Below are 16007 nucleotides of genomic sequence, written 5' to 3' on the forward strand. Positions count from 1 at the left end.
ATGCTGCATTCCCATGCTGAAATCCAACGCCGTATCGATGCCCTCGGCCCATGGTTCCACAACATGGAACTAGCCGGCGTCGAAACTGCTCCGGACCATTTTCTCGGTAACTACCCGCTGGTCAAATGGCGCAAGTTCGCCTATGCCATTCCAGCCGACCTGTCCGGCAAGTCCGTGCTCGATATCGGCTGCAATGCCGGTTTTTATTCCATCGAAATGAAACGGCGCGGCGCCGGTCGCGTCCTCGGCATCGATTTCGACGAGGCCTATCTGGCACAGGCGCGCTTTGCCGCCGAGATCGCGGACTGCGACATCGAGTTCCAGAAGCTTTCGGTTTATGACGTCGGCGCCCTGCGCGAGACATTCGACATCGTGCTGTTCATGGGGGTTCTTTACCACCTGCGCCATCCCCTGCTCGCGCTCGACCTGATCCGCGGGCATGTCGCCGGCGACCTGATGATCTTCCAGTCCATGCAACGCGGCAGCGCCGATCTGCCTGCGCTTGAGCAGAATTATCATTTCTGGACGCACGACCTGTTCGAGCGGCCGGAATTTCCGAAACTGCATTTCATCGAACATCGATATGCCGACGATCCGACCAATTGGTGGATTCCCAACCGCGCCTGCACCGAAGCGATGTTGCGCAGCGCCGGCTTCGAGATTTTTTTGCACCCCGAGCAGGAGGTTTATTTTTGCCGTTCCGCCGGCGATCCGGCCGGCGGCGGCGCCGTCTACCCGTCGAAAGGACAGATCCATGATTGAAGCCGCGATGATCTGGAACGAGCCCAACAACAAATCGCATTGGGATCCCGAGCTCGACCCCGATTGGAGCCGCTTCGCCGCCATGGCAATGTTGTCGGCGGATGCGATAGCGTCCGAGAACCCGGCCCTGACCAAGGTGCTCGGCGGCATCTCTCCGATCGACCCCGGCTTCGTCACGCGCATGAAGGAACTCAGATTGCTGGACCACGTCGATGCCGTCGCGGTACATGGCTTTCCGCTCGACTGGAACCTGTGGCAGATCCAGGAATGGCCACAGAAGATCGGTGAGATCGCGGCCGTCACCGATCTCCCGATCTGGGTCAGCGAAGTTGGCGTATCGACCTTCGGCGCCGACGAGATCCAGGTCTGGGGCCTCAGGCGCACCGCTGAATTGCTGCTCGGCAACGCTCCGCGCATCCAGTGGTACAGCCTTTATGATCTCCCGCGCGAATGGGAAGCAACAACGCGCCATCGCGAAGCGGAAGGCTCCTCCTACTATCGTCACTTCCATATGGGGCTGCTGCGCCAGGACGGCACGCCAAAACCGGCACTGGAGGAATTCCTGCGCCATACGCCCGAGATGGGGCTGGTGCAGTGGTTTCATTTCGAGGACCCGCGGCTGGACGACGCCGTCGCCTGGATGAAGCGGCTCGGGGTCACCAATATGCGGACCGGACTTTCCTGGGCCGACAGTTTCAGGCCGAATGCATTGAACTGGTTCGACCGACAGATGGAAGCGCTCGCCGATTTCGACGTGACCGTCACCTTCTGCTTCACGCCAGAGCATCGCGGGATGATGCCTCACCACACCAGTCCGCCGCTGGTGCCGGAGGAATTCGCCGAATTCTGTGCAACCATGATCCGCCGCTACGCGCCCGGCGTGGCTTCCACGTCGAAGCGGCGAGCCTCGGCAGCGTGAGGCTCCCATGCATCAACCGTCGGCAACCCTGGGCGAATTCGCGGCCCTGTTGACGGGCAGTGACGCAGCACATGGTTCCGCGATCATGGTCGTCGTCGCGCATCCGGACGACGAGACGATCGGCATCGGCGGGCATCTTGCCGGACTGCGGTCATGCCGCATCGTCCATGTCACGGACGGAGCACCACGCGATCTTGCCGACGCGCAAGCGCATGGTTTCGAGCCATGGCAGGACTATGCCGATGCCCGCCGTGCGGAACTGACGGAAGCCTTGGCCGCGGCCGGCATATCGCCATCGGGCCTGACCGCTCTTGGCTATCCCGACAAGGAGGCTGCGGCGAATCTCGTGGCGCTCGCGCAGGAACTCGCCTGCCTTGTTTGCGAACCCGACATCCGCTTCGTCTGCACACATCCTTTCGAGGGAGGCCATCCCGACCACGACGCGACCGCTTTTGCCGTTCACGCGGCCTGCCATCTTCTGCGCCGTGACCGCCGGCCCGTGCCCACCATCATCGAAATGGCCTTTTATTCGGCTGGCCCGGACGGCCCGGTATTTCAGGATTTCGCCAGCGGCACCGGCAGTGATTGCATAGAGGTCTGCCTGACCGAAGCGGCCTTTCAGCAAAAGCAGCGCATGCTGGCCAGCCACCTGACGCAGCAGCGGACGCTGGCGCCGTTCTCGACCCGCACCGAGCGTTTCCGGCTGGCGCCGACCTATGATTTCCTGAAGCTGCCCAACGATGGCAGGCTCTACTATGAATCGCTGCCGCTGGGTTTCGAGCCCGGCACCTGGCTGCATGCAAGCGCCCGTGCTCACGAGGCGCTCCGGCTCGACCAGCCATGACGCTCACAGTGCTCAATGTTGCCTATCCTCTCGCGCCGGTGGGACCGAACGCCGTTGGCGGCGCCGAGCAGGTGCTGTCAATGCTCGATCAGGCCCTGACCCGCGCCGGTCACCGATCCATCGTCATCGGCTGCCAGGGTTCCAGTGCAAGCGGCATTCTGGTGGAAACGCCCGCCGAAGCCGGCGTGCTCGACCAGTCAGCAAAAAACCGGGCACAGGAGTCCCATCGCGCCGCGATCGCCGCTGCCCGCGCCCAATGGCCGATCGACGTGGTTCACCTGCATGGCATCGACTTCGACGCCTACCTGCCTGCCGACGGTCCGACCCTGGTGACGCTTCACCTGCCGCTCGACTGGTACCCGGCCGGGGCGCTGCGCCCAGGGCGCGACGATCTCTGGCTTCACGCCGTCTCGTCAGCCCAGCAAAGAACCGCACCGCCGGACGCAAGCTTGGTTGCCCCGATCCCGAATGGTGTCGATATCGACGCGCTGAACCAGCCGCGGCCCAGGGGCGACTTCGCCGTCGTGCTCAGCCGCATCTGCCCGGAAAAGGGCATACACCTGGCATTGGATGCCGCCAGGCAGGCTGATGTGCCGCTGGTCATCGGCGGGCGGGTCTATCCTTACGAGACGCATATCCAGTACTTTCGCGATGAGGTCGAACCTCGCCTCGACGGCCGGCGCCGCTTCCTCGGTCCGCTCGGCTTCGCCGCCAAGCGGCGCTTGCTCAATGCAGCACGCTGCCTAGTCGTTCCGAGCCTCGCCGCCGAGACCAGTTCGCTGGTCGCGATGGAAGCACTCGCCTGCGGCACACCGGTGATCGCCTTTCCAAATGGTGCGCTTCCCGAAGTGGTCGAGCACGGCAAGACCGGCTTTATCGTCAACAATGTCGACGAGATGGCGCAAGCAATTGTCGCGGCACCCAGCCTTGATGCCGAGACGTGCCGAAGCGAGGCGCGCCGGCGGTTTTCGCTCGAGCGCATGGTCTCGTCCTACATGAGCGCCTATCTGGCGCTGGCCCGGCTCGGCGCCGACCGCAGGCGTCTCGCCGCGGTGCGGTGAAAGAGCAGATGCTGCGCAGCGAGATCATCGGCGATCCAGAGCAATTGCATGCACTGGCGCCGCACTGGTGGAACCTGTGGGAGCAGAGTTCGTCGGCGACGCCCTTTCAATGTCCCGCCTGGCTGCTGCCGTGGTGGCGCACATTCGCTCCGGGGGAGCTGGCGACGGTCGCCATCTGGCGCGGCAACGATCTGGTGGGCCTGGCGCCGCTCTATCTCGAACATGGCACGGAAGGCTCGAAACTGCTTCCGATCGGCATTTCCCTCAGCGACTATCTGGACGTGCTGTGTGTGCCCGGCAGCGAGGCCCAGGTCGCCACTGCCCTTGCAGAGAAGATACTCTCGATCGAGTGGTCGCAGTGGATCCTGCCGGATCTGCCGCAAGGCAGTGCCGGTCTGGCGATCGAACATCCCGAATTGAAAGCCGATGGACTGGTCGGCCACGCCGTTTGTCCCGTGCTTGCCACCGACGGCGATGAAACGCTGGCGGGCTGCGTCCCTGCCCGGCGCAGACGCCAGTTGCGCCGGGCGCGCCGCGCCGCATCCAGACGCGGCCGGGTCGAGTTGTCGCCGGCACGAGGCGATCCTCAACTGTTCCTCGACCACCTGATAGGCCTGCACGGCGCGCGCTGGGCCGGAAACGGAGGCGGCGTGCTGGCCGACCCCGCCGTCGAGCAATTCCACAGGTGCTCGCTTCCCCTGCTCGACGCTCGAGATCTGACCCGACGCTGGGTGCTCGCCATCGACGGCAAGCCAATCGGCGCCTACTACGGATTTCACCATCGCGGCCGTGCCTATGCCTATCTTGGCGGTTTCGATCCTGCCTATGCCGAGGAAAGTCCAGGCGCGATCCTGGTCGGCCACGCAATCGCCGAATCGATCCGCGAAGGTGCGCGCGAGTTCGACTTCCTGCGCGGCCAGGAGCCGTACAAATATGGCTGGGGCGCTGGCGACAGGTGGACGATGCGAAGGACTTGGACGCGGAAATGAGACCATGGTTTCGATGGAACCAACATCCGTGCGCCGCCGGATAGCGGTCAGGCTGGCGGTCGAGGACTGTATGGCGGACGCTGTCAGTGCCGAGGCCGTCATCGCCAGGCTGGCGCTGCATCTCCACCCAGGCATCGGGGCAGTCGAATTGGCGGAGATCGTGGCGGAGATCGATCCGGTCGATACTCGAGACAGGGAAAGGCTCCAGCAGATAGCCGGGCTGCTTCGCCGCGGATCGAAGGTTTTTGCCACGTTGCAGAAAACGGGTTCTGCCGTTCGTCACGAACGCGACGACGACGAGACGGATGCAGATGTCGTGACGCGGCTGGCCTCGGGCTTTGATGCCGCGGCAGCGATTTCCCGGGTGGCGAGTGTCCAGTTGGCTTCCCTTGGCGATGAGGAAAGGCTGGCAGCCACGACCGACGAAATCGTTGCATGGCTGACAGCGCAAGACTTCACCGGTGCTGGACGCAACATTCTGGACATCGGTTGCGGCATCGGGCGTTTCGAACGCGCGCTGTCGGCATCCTGTGGGCGGGTCGTCGGTATCGACATATCGTCGAGGATGATATCGATCGCCCGTGAGCAATGCGCAGCGCTTGGCAATGTAGAGTTGCGGCGGACCTCAGGCCTGGATCTGGCGGAGTTCGGCGACGCGAGTTTCGACTGCGTTCTGGCGGTCGACAGTTTCCCCTATCTGGTGCTAGCCGGCGTGGCGGAGCGGCATTTCGGCGAAATTGCGCGCGTCCTCAAAAGGCCGGGCAGGCTGGCCTTGCTGAACTACTCATATCGCGAATCACTGTTTTTGGACCGCTCCGATATCCGTCACCTGGCGCAACGTCACGGATTGCAGGTCGTCATCGATGGCGAAAAAGCGTTTCGGCTGTGGGACGGCGACGCCTTCCTGCTTGCCGGCGTGACGGAACATTACCAGCCAATGCCAGTTCGGGCGTCGAACACAGCGACGCTGAAGAGCGGCGCCAATTCGAAGGAGGACAGCATGGCATCCGGCAGCAAGAAACATATCGGCCGTGGCAGCCACGGCAAAGGGGCCGGCGCCGGAGCAATGACCGAACTGGCCAAGGACAAGATCGAAGAGAATGCCGTTTTATCCAACAGGGACAAGAAGCAGCACAGCGAGGAACGCGGCCTGGACGGCAATCAGATCAAGTCCGATCAATATCAGGATCATGCCGCAAATCGATTGCCGAAGGACTGAAAGCGCCGCAGTGGATCTGTGACCTCGGCAATCGAGAGTGGAAGAAAAACCTGTGCAAGGGCTGCCGGCAACGGTTTCGGCACCGGGCATCTCCTTGTAATGGCGGTTGCTTGTCATCACAATAGGATGACGGACTGCCATCCATCCAGCCAGGGAATACGATGTCTCGTTCGAGCGATGATAGAATGGACCCGCGCGCAGGAATGGCGATGGATCAGGAGATTGCCTCTCTGCTGATCGCGATCGAGCAGGAAAAGGTTCCTGATCGCTTGACCAGACTGGCGATCGAACTGCAAAACGCGCTCCTTGCGAAACGCCGGCGCGACATAAAGAACTGACTATCTTCGGCTGTCGGCATCGATATCGATCTGCCCGTCCGACAGATGATTTCGTCTTTCCATCAGCGTCTGCAGCGAACTCTCCCCCAGGAACTCAAGAACGGCGGCGCGGGCACGGTTGAGCCGGCTTTTGACCGTTCCCACCGCACAGCCACATATCTCGGCCGTCTCCTCATAGCTGACACCTAGGACGCCGATCAGCATCAGCACCTCGCGCTGGTGTTCAGGGAGCCTCTGGATGGCGCCGTGAACTTCCTTGCTCTGAACGGTCCATTCCTGTGTGGCTTCCGAAATCGGCCTCGAGGACGCGCAGTCGAGCAGGCCAGGCGCTTCCCTGGCCGCGACCTTGACCCGGGTGTAGTAGGTGTTGCGCATGATCGTGAAGAGCCACGACTTCATGCGCGTGCCGGGTTCGAACTTGTCGATGTTGGCAAGGCCCTTCGTCAACGTCTCCTGCACCAGATCGTCGGCATCGTCGGGGATACGGCAGAAGGTGCGCGCGAAAGCCCGTAGCGCGGGTATCAGGTCAACGATGGAAACTTCATGGGTTTCCTGGTCGGCCAAAAGATAGCCTTCGCCTGACAATGGTCCAGCTCCCAGAAAGAAGTATGAATGCAGACCCCAGCTAAATGCATGGACGTTTGTATCGTTCCGGGCGTTGAAGACAACTCTCCAGAAAATTCTGATGCGGCCGAACGATCCTGCTGCGGCCGCGCCCCCCTTGCGCGCCGTCCACCAGCGTGTTCGCGCTGGCTTAGGATAGGCGCGACGCGCCGTTGTGCGGGAACAAAGCCATGCACCGGCAGTTCGGCGCCTTGAGCCAAGTCAGCCCACGGGCGTCAATCGAGGAAAAAATCATGGCCAAATCCGCACACCGTTCAGCTCCCAAATCGGCGCGTATGCACGATCAGAATGCCGCGCGCGGAAATGGCGGCGAATTGCACCAGATCGCGGAAGCCGACACGCCTGTTCTCACGACTGCCCTGGGAACGCCTGTCTCCGACGACCAGAACACATTGCGGATCGGCGAGCGCGGACCGTCTCTGATCGAGGACTCCCACTTTCGCGACAAGATCTTCCACTTCGATCACGAACGCATCCCGGAAAGGGTGGTGCATGCCCGTGGTTACGGCGCTCATGGCTATTTCGAGACTTATGGATCGCTGGCCAAATACACGCGTGCCGACATTTTCCAGCGCGCCGGCGAAAAGACGCCTGCCTTCGTGCGGTTCTCGACGGTTGCCGGCAACAAGGGCTCGTTCGACCTCGCCCGAGACGTGCGCGGCTTTGCCGTCAAGCTCTACACCAAGGAAGGCAATTGGGACCTCGTCGGCAACAATATTCCCGTGTTCTTCATCCAGGACGCCATCAAATTTCCGGACCTCATCCATGCTGCCAAGCAGGAGCCAGACCGGGCTTTCCCGCAGGCCCAGACCGCACATGACAATTTCTGGGATTTCATCAGCCTGATGCCGGAATCGATGCACATGGTCATGTGGATCATGTCGGATCGAGCGATACCGCGCTCCTTCCGTTTCATGCAAGGCTTTGGCGTCCACACGTTCCGCCTCGTCAATGCCGACGACGAATCCACATTCGTCAAATTCATCTGGAAGCCGAAACTCGGCATGCAGTCGGTGATCTGGAACGAAGCGGTCAAGATCAATGGCGCCGATCCCGACTTCCACCGCCGCGACCTGTGGGAAGCGATCCAGTCAGGAAACTTCCCGGAATGGGAGCTGACGGTGCAATTGTTCGACCAGGATTTTGCCGACAGCCTCGACTTCGACATCTTGGACGCCACGAAGATCATCCCTGAAGAGATCATTGAGCCAATCCCGGTCGGGCGGCTGGTGCTCGACCGTATGCCGGACAATTTCTTCGCCGAGACCGAGCAGGTTGCATTCATGACCCAGAACGTGCCGCCCGGGATCGACTTCTCCAACGACCCGCTTCTGCAGGGCCGCAACTTCTCCTATCTCGACACCCAGTTGAAGCGGCTGGGCAGCCCGAACTTCACCCATATTCCGATCAACGCTCCGAAATGCCCCTTCGCACATTTTCAGCAGGACGGGCACATGGCCATGCACAACCCGGTCGGCCGCGCCAACTATGAGCCGAATTCGTGGGGCTCGGGTCCCCGCGAGGATCCGCAACGCGGCTTCCGCTCTTTCGCCGACGCCGAAGAGGGGCAGAAGGTGCGTCTGCGGGCGGAGAGCTTCGCCGACCACTACAGCCAGGCGCGGCAATTCTTCAACAGCCAGACAGCGCCGGAGCAACGCCATATCGCCATGGCGCTGACATTCGAATTGAGCAAGGTGCAGGCACCGGCGATCCGCGAACGCATGGTGGCGCATCTGCTGAACATAGACGAAACGCTGGCGACTCAAGTCGCCGACAAGCTTGGCATTCGGAACATGCCCGACCCCGCCGAGACCGCCATCCCGCCGCGCGACGACCTGCCGCCGTCTCCGGCTCTCAGTATCATCGAGAACGGTCCCGATAGTTTCAAAGGCCGCAAGGTCGGCGTGTTGCTGAGCGACGGGGCCGACACGGCCCTTTTCGAACAACTTCGCTCGGCCATCGAAACGGAAGGCGCGGTCATGGAGGTGATCGCGCCCAAGGTGGGCGGCGTCGAGGCCGCAGACGGCACCCACATCGAAGCCAGACACATGATCGACGGCGGCCCGTCGGTCCTGTTCGACGCGGTGGTACTGCTCCTGTCCGAGCCGGGCGCCGAGTTGCTGGTCAAGGAGGCAGCCGCCAGGGACTTCGTGTCGGATGCCTTTGCGCATTGCAAATTCATCGGCTTTACAGAGGGAGCCGCGCCGCTCCTGGCCAAGGCAGGCGTCGCAGCCGATGCCGATGAGGGATTGATGCGGCTGGACTCCGCAGCCTCCGCCAAGGCATTCGTGCAAGCTTGCCGCAAGCTGCGGCTGTGGGCCCGGGAAGCGGCCGTCAAGCTGTGACGCGATCTACCCAGCACGGATTCCCGTCCGTGAGCGGCGGTTCGGCCAGCGGGATTCCAGTCGGTGCGGGCTAGGGGCGGTCTTGCTCCTTGGCCTCCCGCTGTTTTCTCAGCACTTCGTCGGTTCCGACCAGCTTCTTGGCTCCGCCTGGAATGGAGGTGGACACCACCGCTGGCGGGTCGCTTGCGGGAAAGGAATCTTCCAGACCGGCCTGCAGCTGATCCTCCAGCGTTTGCGGCTCTTCCGAGCGGCCGGGGGTTCTGCGGTCCTCTATCTTTTCCAGCGGTTGCTTCTTATCCGGCGATTCGTTCGCGTTCCTGATCCAGGCATAAAGCTGTTCGATCGCGAATTCCTTGATTGCCTCGAAATCGGCTCGATCGTCCTTGGTCGCCTCGATCTGATCGACCATGGCTTTCTCGAACCGGGCAAGGCTATCACCCCCGCAGGCCCGGGAAAGACGCAACAATGCCTCATGCAGCATCATCGGGGCGAAACGAGCCGAAGCCTCGAGTCTCAGTTGCTCTAAATGCTCTTGAGTGGCGGCTTGGAGCTTTGACATGGACAGCCCTTTCTCTCACACGCATTTCAACGAGAGTTGACCGTGGATGTTCCACTGCGCCTGAACGTCCTTCCGCGCCGGCGAACTACATGAACCAGGTCGCCACCAGTCCCGCGGACGCCGCAAAGACCGCTATGGTCGTCACGCCGCCCAGAATGTTGGTGGCCCTGCTGTTGACCTTGTCGCCCATGATCTTGCGATTGTTGGTCATGATGAGCATGAGAAGCAGCAGAGGTGGCGTCGAAAAACCCTGCACGATGCCGGACCAGACCAAGGCTTTCATCGGGTTGAAGCCAAAGAAATTGAGACCCACCGCCACCAGGGTGATCACTCCCGTCACGATGTAGAATTTGGGCGCATGCCGGGGCTTGGCGTTCAAGCCATTCTTCCACCCCATGGCCTGCGCGAAATCGAAAGCGGCGCCGGCAGTCATGACCGGCACCGCCAGGAAGCCGACGCCGATCACCCCGGCCGCAAAGAGAATGCCGGCCGCGTCGCCCGCAAGCGGCCGCAGCGCTTCGGCCGCCTGCGCTGCCGTTTCGATCTGGGTATGCCCCGCCTCGTACAGCGTCGATCCGGTCGAAAGGATGATGAAATACATGATCAGGTTGGAAAAGATCATGCCGATCAGGATATCGCGCCGGGACCGGCGGAGTTCACCCTCGGTGGCTCCCTTGCGCTCTTCGAGGCTCGTCCTGCCCTTGGCGATCTCCTCCTCCACCTCCTGATTGGACTGCCAGGTGTAGAGATAGGCGGACAGCGTCGTGCCGATGATGGCGACGATGATGGACAGATATTCGCGGCTGAACTCGATTTTCGGCAGCAGGGTGCCGCGCAGCACCGAGACCACATCCGGCTTGGCGAGCACAGCGGAGACCACATAGGCGAGCAGGGCCAGTGCCAACCATCGGAATATGTTGCGGATTAGCTTGTAGGATCCGAACATCTGCAAGGCAAAAATAATCATCGCGACACCGATGACGACCGAGTTTGAAGGCAGCGGAACGAACAGCACGACAGCCGCCGACATCGCGCCAAGGTCGGCGGCTGCCTCGATCGTGTTGCCGATCAGCACGCCCACCAGCACGGACCACAGCAGCCAACGCGGATAGAAATCGGAAATGACCTTGAAAAGACCACGGCCCGACACCTGGCCAAGTTTGGACGAGAGATAGACGACGATGTACATCATCGGGAGAGTGACAGGAGCCGTCCACAAAAGGTCGGGCCCGAACCGGGCTCCGGCACTCGCATAGGTGCCAATGGCCGAGCAATCGTCGTCAGCCGCCCCAGTGATCAGTCCGAGCCCGAGAGCGCGTGTGATGCCGCCGTCTTTTCGCTCTCCCTCGCTTCGGCCGGCATCGTCAGCTGCTCCACTCATGGGAGATGCGTGTCCAACGAGACCACACGGGAAAAAATCATGTCGATTGTTCCGACCAAGTGCCGATGCCGAGATTGAGGTTCGAACCTCCGGTCAAGCTTTTTGTTCCTGTGGAAGCCAACCGCCAATGAAACGCAGCGCCCGGCTTGGCCGTTGATGCGGCTGGAGCCGCATCGCCTTGAAGATCGACATGGAATATGCCTGGGGCCGACGGTCGAAAAGAGTGCGGTGAGGCTCTTCACCCGCACCTTCCCCTCGCCGGCCTGATCTATGGCGGGGCGGCGCTGCTCATGGCGACCCTCTGGATCCGGGAAAGCGGAAGGCGGCAGGCCCGACACGACCTGCGTGCCGTCTGACACCGAAGAATCGAAACAAAAAGCCAACCGCGGGGCGATCCACAGCCGCTGTCAGGCGGAACCTCGTCCCGGTAATTGCGTCTCTTCGCTGACCTGCTTCCGCAGCTCCTCACGCGCGCGTTCCACCTGGCCCTCGCCCGCGGATTGCGAGGCGCTGCGCCCCGACCGATCCAGCCTGTCCAACTCGTGCTCGACCGTTTGGCGAGAGCCCTCCGCCGGATCCTCTTCCGGATGGCTGTCCGCAGCCTGTTCCTGCCGCGTCTCTTCCCTGCCTCGGCGGTCGGTGCGCGTCGCGTCCTGGCTGCGATCGTCCTTGCCTGCGACGCTTCGATTTCCGCCGGCCGTTTTGTCTGTGTTGCTCATGGCTAGTTCCTAAGCTTTCGCGGCGTGGAACCGTCCGATGCGCGTCCCGCGCCTTTGCCTGGAGAAACGGACATATCCGCCATTTGGTTGCGCTCCCGGCGGGCAAGCATCGGCCCGGCGCCAATCGCATGGCGGAGAAAAGCCGGCCATCGTTGCCAAGCATCCTTTTACAGCGATTCGCGTTATCGCCTTGGCATCCATGGGGATTTCACATGGCAAGATGCACGGGCCCGTCCATCCGTCTGCGGCAACGGCGGCAATGGCCCATTGCGTCCGCCTTTGCACGTCCAGCTCGAAGCACGTCCGGCAGCCGTCTTCCAGGCGTCCTGAAATGGCTCGGCCTCGCGTCTACAGTGGTCTCGGCACCGGTCCTGAGCGGGTGCAGCGGCTGGCAATCCGCACTCCACGCACATGGTGCGAATGCCCGTGCGATTCTCGATCTCATCTGGTCTTTTGGCGCGGTGGCGACCATCACCTGGCTGCTCGTCATGCTGGCCCTGGCAATGGCGCTCTTCCATCAGCGCCGGGCACAAGCAGGACCCCCGCCGCTGGTCATCGACAGCCATCAGGAGCACAGGTATAGCCGCGCGGTCGGAAGCGCCGTCGCGGCGACCGTGCTGGTTCTCGCCGCGCTGACGATAACGAGCTTCTTCGCCGGCAAATCCATTGCCTCGCTGGGCGGAAAGGAGACGCTCACCATCCGCATCACAGGGCATCAATGGTGGTGGGAAATACGCTATCCCAACGATGATCGGTCGCGCATGATTGTCACGGCGAACGAGATCCATCTTCCCGTCGGCGAACGGGTAAAGGTGGAACTCGATTCGACCGATGTCATTCACAGCTTCTGGGTGCCAAGCCTGGCCGGTAAAAGGGACCTCATTCCGGGCCGGCCGAGCGAGATCACCCTCATTGCCGACAGGCCTGGTATCTATCGCGGCCAGTGCGCCGAGTTCTGCGGCTACCAGCATGCTCACATGGCCGTCACCGTCATCGCGGAAAGCCGCGAAGCGTTCGAGGCATGGCGGTCCAGACAAGACGCCGCCGCCATCGCGCCTGCCAGCGAGGAGGAACGCCGCGGCCAGCGGGCTTTTCTTTCCACCGGTTGCGCGCTCTGCCACACGATAAGGGGGACGCCGGCCAAGGGAGCGGTCGGGCCCGACCTTACCCATCTCGCAAACCGGCGTGCATTGGCCGCCGACACGCTGGCCATGACACCCGGCGCGCTCGCCGCGTGGATCGCCGATCCGCAATCCACAAAACCCGGCGCGAAGATGCCGCGCATTGCTCTCAGCGCCGACGATCTTCGTGCGGTCGTCGCCTATCTTGGAAGTCTTGAATGAGTGGCGTTGCCGGGAAGACGGCTAGGCGAAAACAGGAAGCGGCCCTGAAAGGCATCCGCGACACCGGGCTCGACGAGGCAAGACTGCACGACTATCTGGCGCATGCCTGGCGGACGCCGAACGGCCTCTATGGTTGGCTGGTCACGGTCGACCACAAGCTGATCGCCCGGCGCTATATGGTGACGGCCTTCCTGTTCCTCGCCCTTGCAGGCCTGTCGGCACTTGCCATGCGGTTCCAGCTTGCCACGCCGGAGGCACGCCATATCGGCCCCGATCTCTACAACCAGCTCTTCACCATGCATGGCACGACGATGATGTTCCTGTTCGCCGTACCGGTCATGGAAGCGTTCGCCATCTACCTGGTGCCGCTGATGATCGGCACCCGAAACGTCGCCTTCCCGCGGCTCAACGCCTTCAGCTACTGGGTCTATCTCTCCGGTGGGTTGATGATCTGGATCGCCTTCGCTTTCGACACCGGCGCGGATGCCGGCTGGTTTTCCTACGTGCCGCTCGCCGGACCTGAATATGGGATCGGCAAGCGCCCCGATTTCTGGGCGCAGATGGTGACCTACACCGAAGTGTCCGCACTCGCGGTCGCCGTCGAGATCATCGCGACTGTGTTCAAGCAGCGCGCCCCTGGCATGTCGCTCGATCGCATCCCGCTCTATGTCTGGTCAGTCCTCGTCATGGCTTTCATCATATTGTTCGCCATGCCGGCGGTGATGGTGTCGAGCACCATGCTGATCCTCGACCGGCTGGTCGGCACCAGGTTCTTCGACCCGGCGGCGGGGGGCGACGCACTGCTCTGGCAGCACCTGTTCTGGTTCTTCGGCCACCCGGAGGTCTATATCATCTTCATTCCCGCGACCGGCTTCGTCTCGGCTATCCTGCCAAGCTTCGTGCGCCGTCCGGTCTTCGGCTATCTCGGGATCGTGCTGTCGCTGATCGCGATCGGCTTTCTTTCCTTCGGCCTGTGGGTGCACCATATGTTCGCCACGGGCCTGCCGCAGCTCGGCGAAAGCTTCTTCACCGCCTCCTCGATGATGATCGCCATTCCGAGCGGCATCCAGATCTTCTGCTGGATCGCGACGATCTGGGGCGGCCGGCCGATTTTTGCCACGCCGCTGCTTTTCGTGCTCGGCTTCATTTTCACCTTCGTGATTGGCGGGCTGACCGGAGTCATGGTCGCCTCGGTGCCGCTCGACCTGCAGATGCACGACACCTATTTCGTCGTCGCGCATTTCCACTATGTGCTGGTCGGCGGCGCCGTCTTCCCCCTGCTCGGCGCCGTCTACTACTGGTTTCCCAAGATCACTGGCCGCATGCTGTCCGAAAGGCTCGGCCGCTGGAATTTCTGGCTTGTCTTCATCGGCTTCAATCTCACCTTCTTCCCGATGCACATCCTTGGCTTGCAAGGCATGCCGCGGCGCGTCTACACGTATCCGCCGGCGAGCGGCTGGGGCGGCACGAACCTGTTCATCAGCATCTCGTCGCTGGTGGTGTTCGCCGGCTTCGCGCTTCTCGTCCTGAACATGCTGCTCAGCCTTCGCAACGGTCGCCTCGCGGGAGACAATCCCTGGGGGGCGAGCACACTGGAATGGGCAACGACGTCGCCGCCACCTTCCTACGATTTTTCGCGCCTGCCAGTGGTGACCCATCGCGAGCCGCTCTGGGCCGAACCCGACATACTCCCGGTGGTCGAGGGCCTGCGCGTCGATGCGCGCGAAGTGCTTGCCGGCACGGTCGCCGATGCGGTGCCGCAACTGCGCGTGCCATCGGCCGACAACTCGATCTGGCCGCTGCTCTCGGCCGTCGCCGTGGGTGGCGCGTTTCTGGGCTCGATTTACACGCCATGGGCGGTGGTCTGGGGCGCGATACCGGTCTCGATCGGCTTTATCTGCTGGTTCTGGCCGAAAGGCGAGCCGGAGGACGAAGAATGAGACACTGGCCAACCGTCGACGTCAGCCACCTGCCCACCTATGATTTTGGATCGGCAAGCCCGATCTGGTGGGGAACGGTGGCCTTCATCACCCTTGAAGCAACCGGTTTTGCCCTGGCGATCGGCACCTATTTCTACCTGGCTGTGCAGGCGCGGCATTGGCCGATCGGAGCGCCAGCACCCGACCTCCTGCCGGGCACGGCAATATTGATCATTCTGCTTGCCAGCGCCGTCCCCAACCGTCTGATCGATCTTTGGGCGCGGCGGCAGGACCTTGTGAAGGTGCGCATCGGCATCGTCGTCATGTCGATCGCCGGAATTCTTCCCCTGATCGTGCGCATCTGGGAATTTCCCGCGCTCCGGATCTCCTGGGACCAGAACGCCTACGGGTCGATCGTCTGGTTCCTGCTCGGCCTGCACACGACACACCTCCTCACCGATGTCGGGGACACGATCGTGCTCGCCGTTCTCATGTTCACCAAGAAAGGCAACACCGGACGCCACTTCAGCGACGTGTCGGACAATGCCTTCTACTGGGACTTCGTGGTCGTCTCATGGGTCGTGCTCTATCTCGTAATCTACTGGGTTCCGAGGATGTAACATGCAGGCGATCCGCACGGGCGTTTCCTGGGCAGGCATGGCCACCGGACCAACGGCGTGGGCGATATCGCTGCAGCTCGACTATTCAATCGCATATTGGCAATGCGACGCCGGGTTTCAGCCCACTGTTCTGTTCTCGCTGACAGGCGCCGCCGTCGCGGCGCTGGGCGTCCTGTTGTCATGGCGCGCCGTTCATGATCCAGGGCACGGCACGAGCCCGCCCCTGAAGGCGCGCACGCGCGCGTTTCTGGCCAGGACTTCGGTAGGCATCGGGGCCCTGTTCACGCTCGTCATGCTGGCGCAAATGGCGGCCGGATTGATCTTCAGCGGATGCGAACTGTGACTGTGCAGCGGAGCCGACGAGC

General features: G+C 62.3%; 16 protein-coding genes and 1 pseudogene. 13 read left to right on the forward strand and 4 right to left on the reverse strand.

What is annotated here, in order from left to right; translation table 11 throughout:
• The 8 genes and pseudogenes from LB545_RS24450 (at position 1) to LB545_RS30880 (ending at position 6132) form a co-directional block, all read left to right on the forward strand.
• Positions 1 to 762 (forward strand): TIGR04290 family methyltransferase, encoded by a 762-nt coding sequence (locus tag LB545_RS24450; RefSeq protein WP_140497392.1) that lies wholly within the window; start codon positions 1 to 3, stop codon positions 760 to 762.
• Positions 755 to 1681, forward strand: coding sequence for a beta-xylosidase (locus LB545_RS24455; protein ID WP_140497390.1), 927 nt, complete (start codon positions 755 to 757; stop codon positions 1679 to 1681). Before LB545_RS24450 ends, LB545_RS24455 begins: the two co-directional genes overlap by 8 nt.
• Positions 1682 to 1688: 7 nt before the next feature.
• Positions 1689 to 2525 carry a PIG-L deacetylase family protein gene (locus tag LB545_RS24460; RefSeq protein ID WP_224705976.1) on the forward strand — a complete coding sequence of 279 codons (837 nt, stop codon included), beginning with the start codon at positions 1689 to 1691 and terminating at the stop codon, positions 2523 to 2525.
• A complete protein-coding gene (locus LB545_RS24465) occupies positions 2522 to 3586 on the forward strand; it encodes a glycosyltransferase family 4 protein (protein WP_140497386.1) in 1065 nt (354 codons plus the stop codon). The genes LB545_RS24460 and LB545_RS24465 overlap by 4 nt, the downstream gene beginning before the upstream one ends.
• Positions 3587 to 3594: 8 nt before the next feature.
• Positions 3595 to 4575 (forward strand): GNAT family N-acetyltransferase, encoded by a 981-nt coding sequence (locus tag LB545_RS24470; protein WP_181169760.1) that lies wholly within the window; start codon positions 3595 to 3597, stop codon positions 4573 to 4575.
• A 70-nt stretch (positions 4576 to 4645) separates the two neighbouring features.
• Positions 4646 to 5362, forward strand: a pseudogene (locus LB545_RS24475) (class I SAM-dependent methyltransferase); the annotation flags it as partial.
• 213 nt (positions 5363 to 5575) lie between these two features.
• On the forward strand, positions 5576 to 5794 hold the full coding sequence (locus LB545_RS24480) for a hypothetical protein (RefSeq protein WP_224519089.1): 219 nt from the start codon (positions 5576 to 5578) through the stop codon (positions 5792 to 5794).
• Positions 5795 to 6003: 209 nt separating this feature from the next.
• Positions 6004 to 6132, forward strand: a complete 129-nt coding sequence (locus LB545_RS30880) for a hypothetical protein (protein ID WP_263485998.1) — start codon at positions 6004 to 6006, stop codon at positions 6130 to 6132.
• Here LB545_RS30880 and LB545_RS24485 read toward each other — a convergent pair whose 3' ends face one another.
• Complete coding sequence (locus LB545_RS24485) at positions 6133 to 6696, reverse strand: sigma-70 family RNA polymerase sigma factor (RefSeq protein WP_140498076.1); 564 nt, start codon at positions 6694 to 6696, stop codon at positions 6133 to 6135.
• A gap of 293 nt (positions 6697 to 6989) precedes the next feature.
• On the opposite strand from LB545_RS24485, the gene LB545_RS24490 reads away from it, so the two are divergent.
• Entirely contained in the window at positions 6990 to 9101 is a 2112-nt protein-coding gene (locus tag LB545_RS24490) for a catalase (RefSeq protein ID WP_224705977.1), read from the forward strand.
• 70 nt (positions 9102 to 9171) lie between these two features.
• On the opposite strand, the gene LB545_RS24495 is transcribed toward LB545_RS24490, so the two are convergent.
• From LB545_RS24495 to LB545_RS24505, 3 genes are all read right to left on the reverse strand, one after another.
• The gene (locus tag LB545_RS24495; protein WP_140497376.1) at positions 9172 to 9660 is read right to left on the reverse strand and encodes a hypothetical protein; all 489 of its coding nucleotides are present in this window, start codon (positions 9658 to 9660) and stop codon (positions 9172 to 9174) included.
• Positions 9661 to 9745: 85 nt separating this feature from the next.
• Positions 9746 to 11041, reverse strand: a complete 1296-nt coding sequence (locus LB545_RS24500) for an Nramp family divalent metal transporter (RefSeq protein ID WP_224705978.1) — start codon at positions 11039 to 11041, stop codon at positions 9746 to 9748.
• A gap of 407 nt (positions 11042 to 11448) precedes the next feature.
• Positions 11449 to 11760: a hypothetical protein gene (locus LB545_RS24505; protein WP_140878747.1), complete on the reverse strand. Its 312-nt coding sequence runs from the start codon at positions 11758 to 11760 to the stop codon at positions 11449 to 11451.
• A gap of 128 nt (positions 11761 to 11888) precedes the next feature.
• On the opposite strand from LB545_RS24505, the gene coxB reads away from it, so the two are divergent.
• From coxB to LB545_RS24525, 4 genes are read left to right on the forward strand one after another with little or no spacing between them, the layout of a single operon-like run.
• Positions 11889 to 13103, forward strand: a complete 1215-nt coding sequence (gene coxB, locus LB545_RS24510; protein ID WP_224705979.1) for a cytochrome c oxidase subunit II — start codon at positions 11889 to 11891, stop codon at positions 13101 to 13103.
• Complete coding sequence (gene ctaD / locus LB545_RS24515) at positions 13100 to 15043, forward strand: cytochrome c oxidase subunit I (RefSeq protein ID WP_224705980.1); 1944 nt, start codon at positions 13100 to 13102, stop codon at positions 15041 to 15043. Before coxB ends, ctaD begins: the two co-directional genes overlap by 4 nt.
• Positions 15040 to 15642, forward strand: a complete 603-nt coding sequence (locus LB545_RS24520; RefSeq protein ID WP_140515191.1) for a heme-copper oxidase subunit III — start codon at positions 15040 to 15042, stop codon at positions 15640 to 15642. Before ctaD ends, LB545_RS24520 begins: the two co-directional genes overlap by 4 nt.
• Before the next feature lies 1 nt (position 15643).
• On the forward strand, positions 15644 to 15985 hold the full coding sequence (locus LB545_RS24525; RefSeq protein ID WP_140525144.1) for a hypothetical protein: 342 nt from the start codon (positions 15644 to 15646) through the stop codon (positions 15983 to 15985).
• Positions 15986 to 16007 lie beyond the last annotated feature (22 nt).

This window comes from Mesorhizobium sp. BR1-1-6 (assembly GCF_020165355.1).
In the GTDB taxonomy this organism is placed as follows: domain Bacteria; phylum Pseudomonadota; class Alphaproteobacteria; order Rhizobiales; family Rhizobiaceae; genus Mesorhizobium.

Bases quoted from the DNA above. Each gene is read 5' to 3' on its own strand.
- LB545_RS24450 (WP_140497392.1), top strand. From the start codon at position 1: ATGCTGCATTCCCATGCTGAAATCCAACGCCGTATCGATGCCCTCGGC.
- LB545_RS24455 (WP_140497390.1), top strand. From the start codon at position 755: ATGATTGAAGCCGCGATGATCTGGAACGAGCCCAACAACAAATCGCAT.
- LB545_RS24460 (WP_224705976.1), top strand. From the start codon at position 1,689: ATGCATCAACCGTCGGCAACCCTGGGCGAATTCGCGGCCCTGTTGACG.
- LB545_RS24465 (WP_140497386.1), top strand. From the start codon at position 2,522: ATGACGCTCACAGTGCTCAATGTTGCCTATCCTCTCGCGCCGGTGGGA.
- LB545_RS24470 (WP_181169760.1), top strand. From the start codon at position 3,595: ATGCTGCGCAGCGAGATCATCGGCGATCCAGAGCAATTGCATGCACTG.
- LB545_RS24480 (WP_224519089.1), top strand. From the start codon at position 5,576: ATGGCATCCGGCAGCAAGAAACATATCGGCCGTGGCAGCCACGGCAAA.
- LB545_RS30880 (WP_263485998.1), top strand. From the start codon at position 6,004: ATGGATCAGGAGATTGCCTCTCTGCTGATCGCGATCGAGCAGGAAAAG.
- LB545_RS24490 (WP_224705977.1), top strand. From the start codon at position 6,990: ATGGCCAAATCCGCACACCGTTCAGCTCCCAAATCGGCGCGTATGCAC.
- LB545_RS24495 (WP_140497376.1), bottom strand. From the start codon at position 9,660: ATGTCAAAGCTCCAAGCCGCCACTCAAGAGCATTTAGAGCAACTGAGA.
- LB545_RS24500 (WP_224705978.1), bottom strand. From the start codon at position 11,041: ATGAGTGGAGCAGCTGACGATGCCGGCCGAAGCGAGGGAGAGCGAAAA.
- LB545_RS24505 (WP_140878747.1), bottom strand. From the start codon at position 11,760: ATGAGCAACACAGACAAAACGGCCGGCGGAAATCGAAGCGTCGCAGGC.
- coxB (WP_224705979.1), top strand. From the start codon at position 11,889: ATGGCGGAGAAAAGCCGGCCATCGTTGCCAAGCATCCTTTTACAGCGA.
- ctaD (WP_224705980.1), top strand. From the start codon at position 13,100: ATGAGTGGCGTTGCCGGGAAGACGGCTAGGCGAAAACAGGAAGCGGCC.
- LB545_RS24520 (WP_140515191.1), top strand. From the start codon at position 15,040: ATGAGACACTGGCCAACCGTCGACGTCAGCCACCTGCCCACCTATGAT.
- LB545_RS24525 (WP_140525144.1), top strand. From the start codon at position 15,644: ATGCAGGCGATCCGCACGGGCGTTTCCTGGGCAGGCATGGCCACCGGA.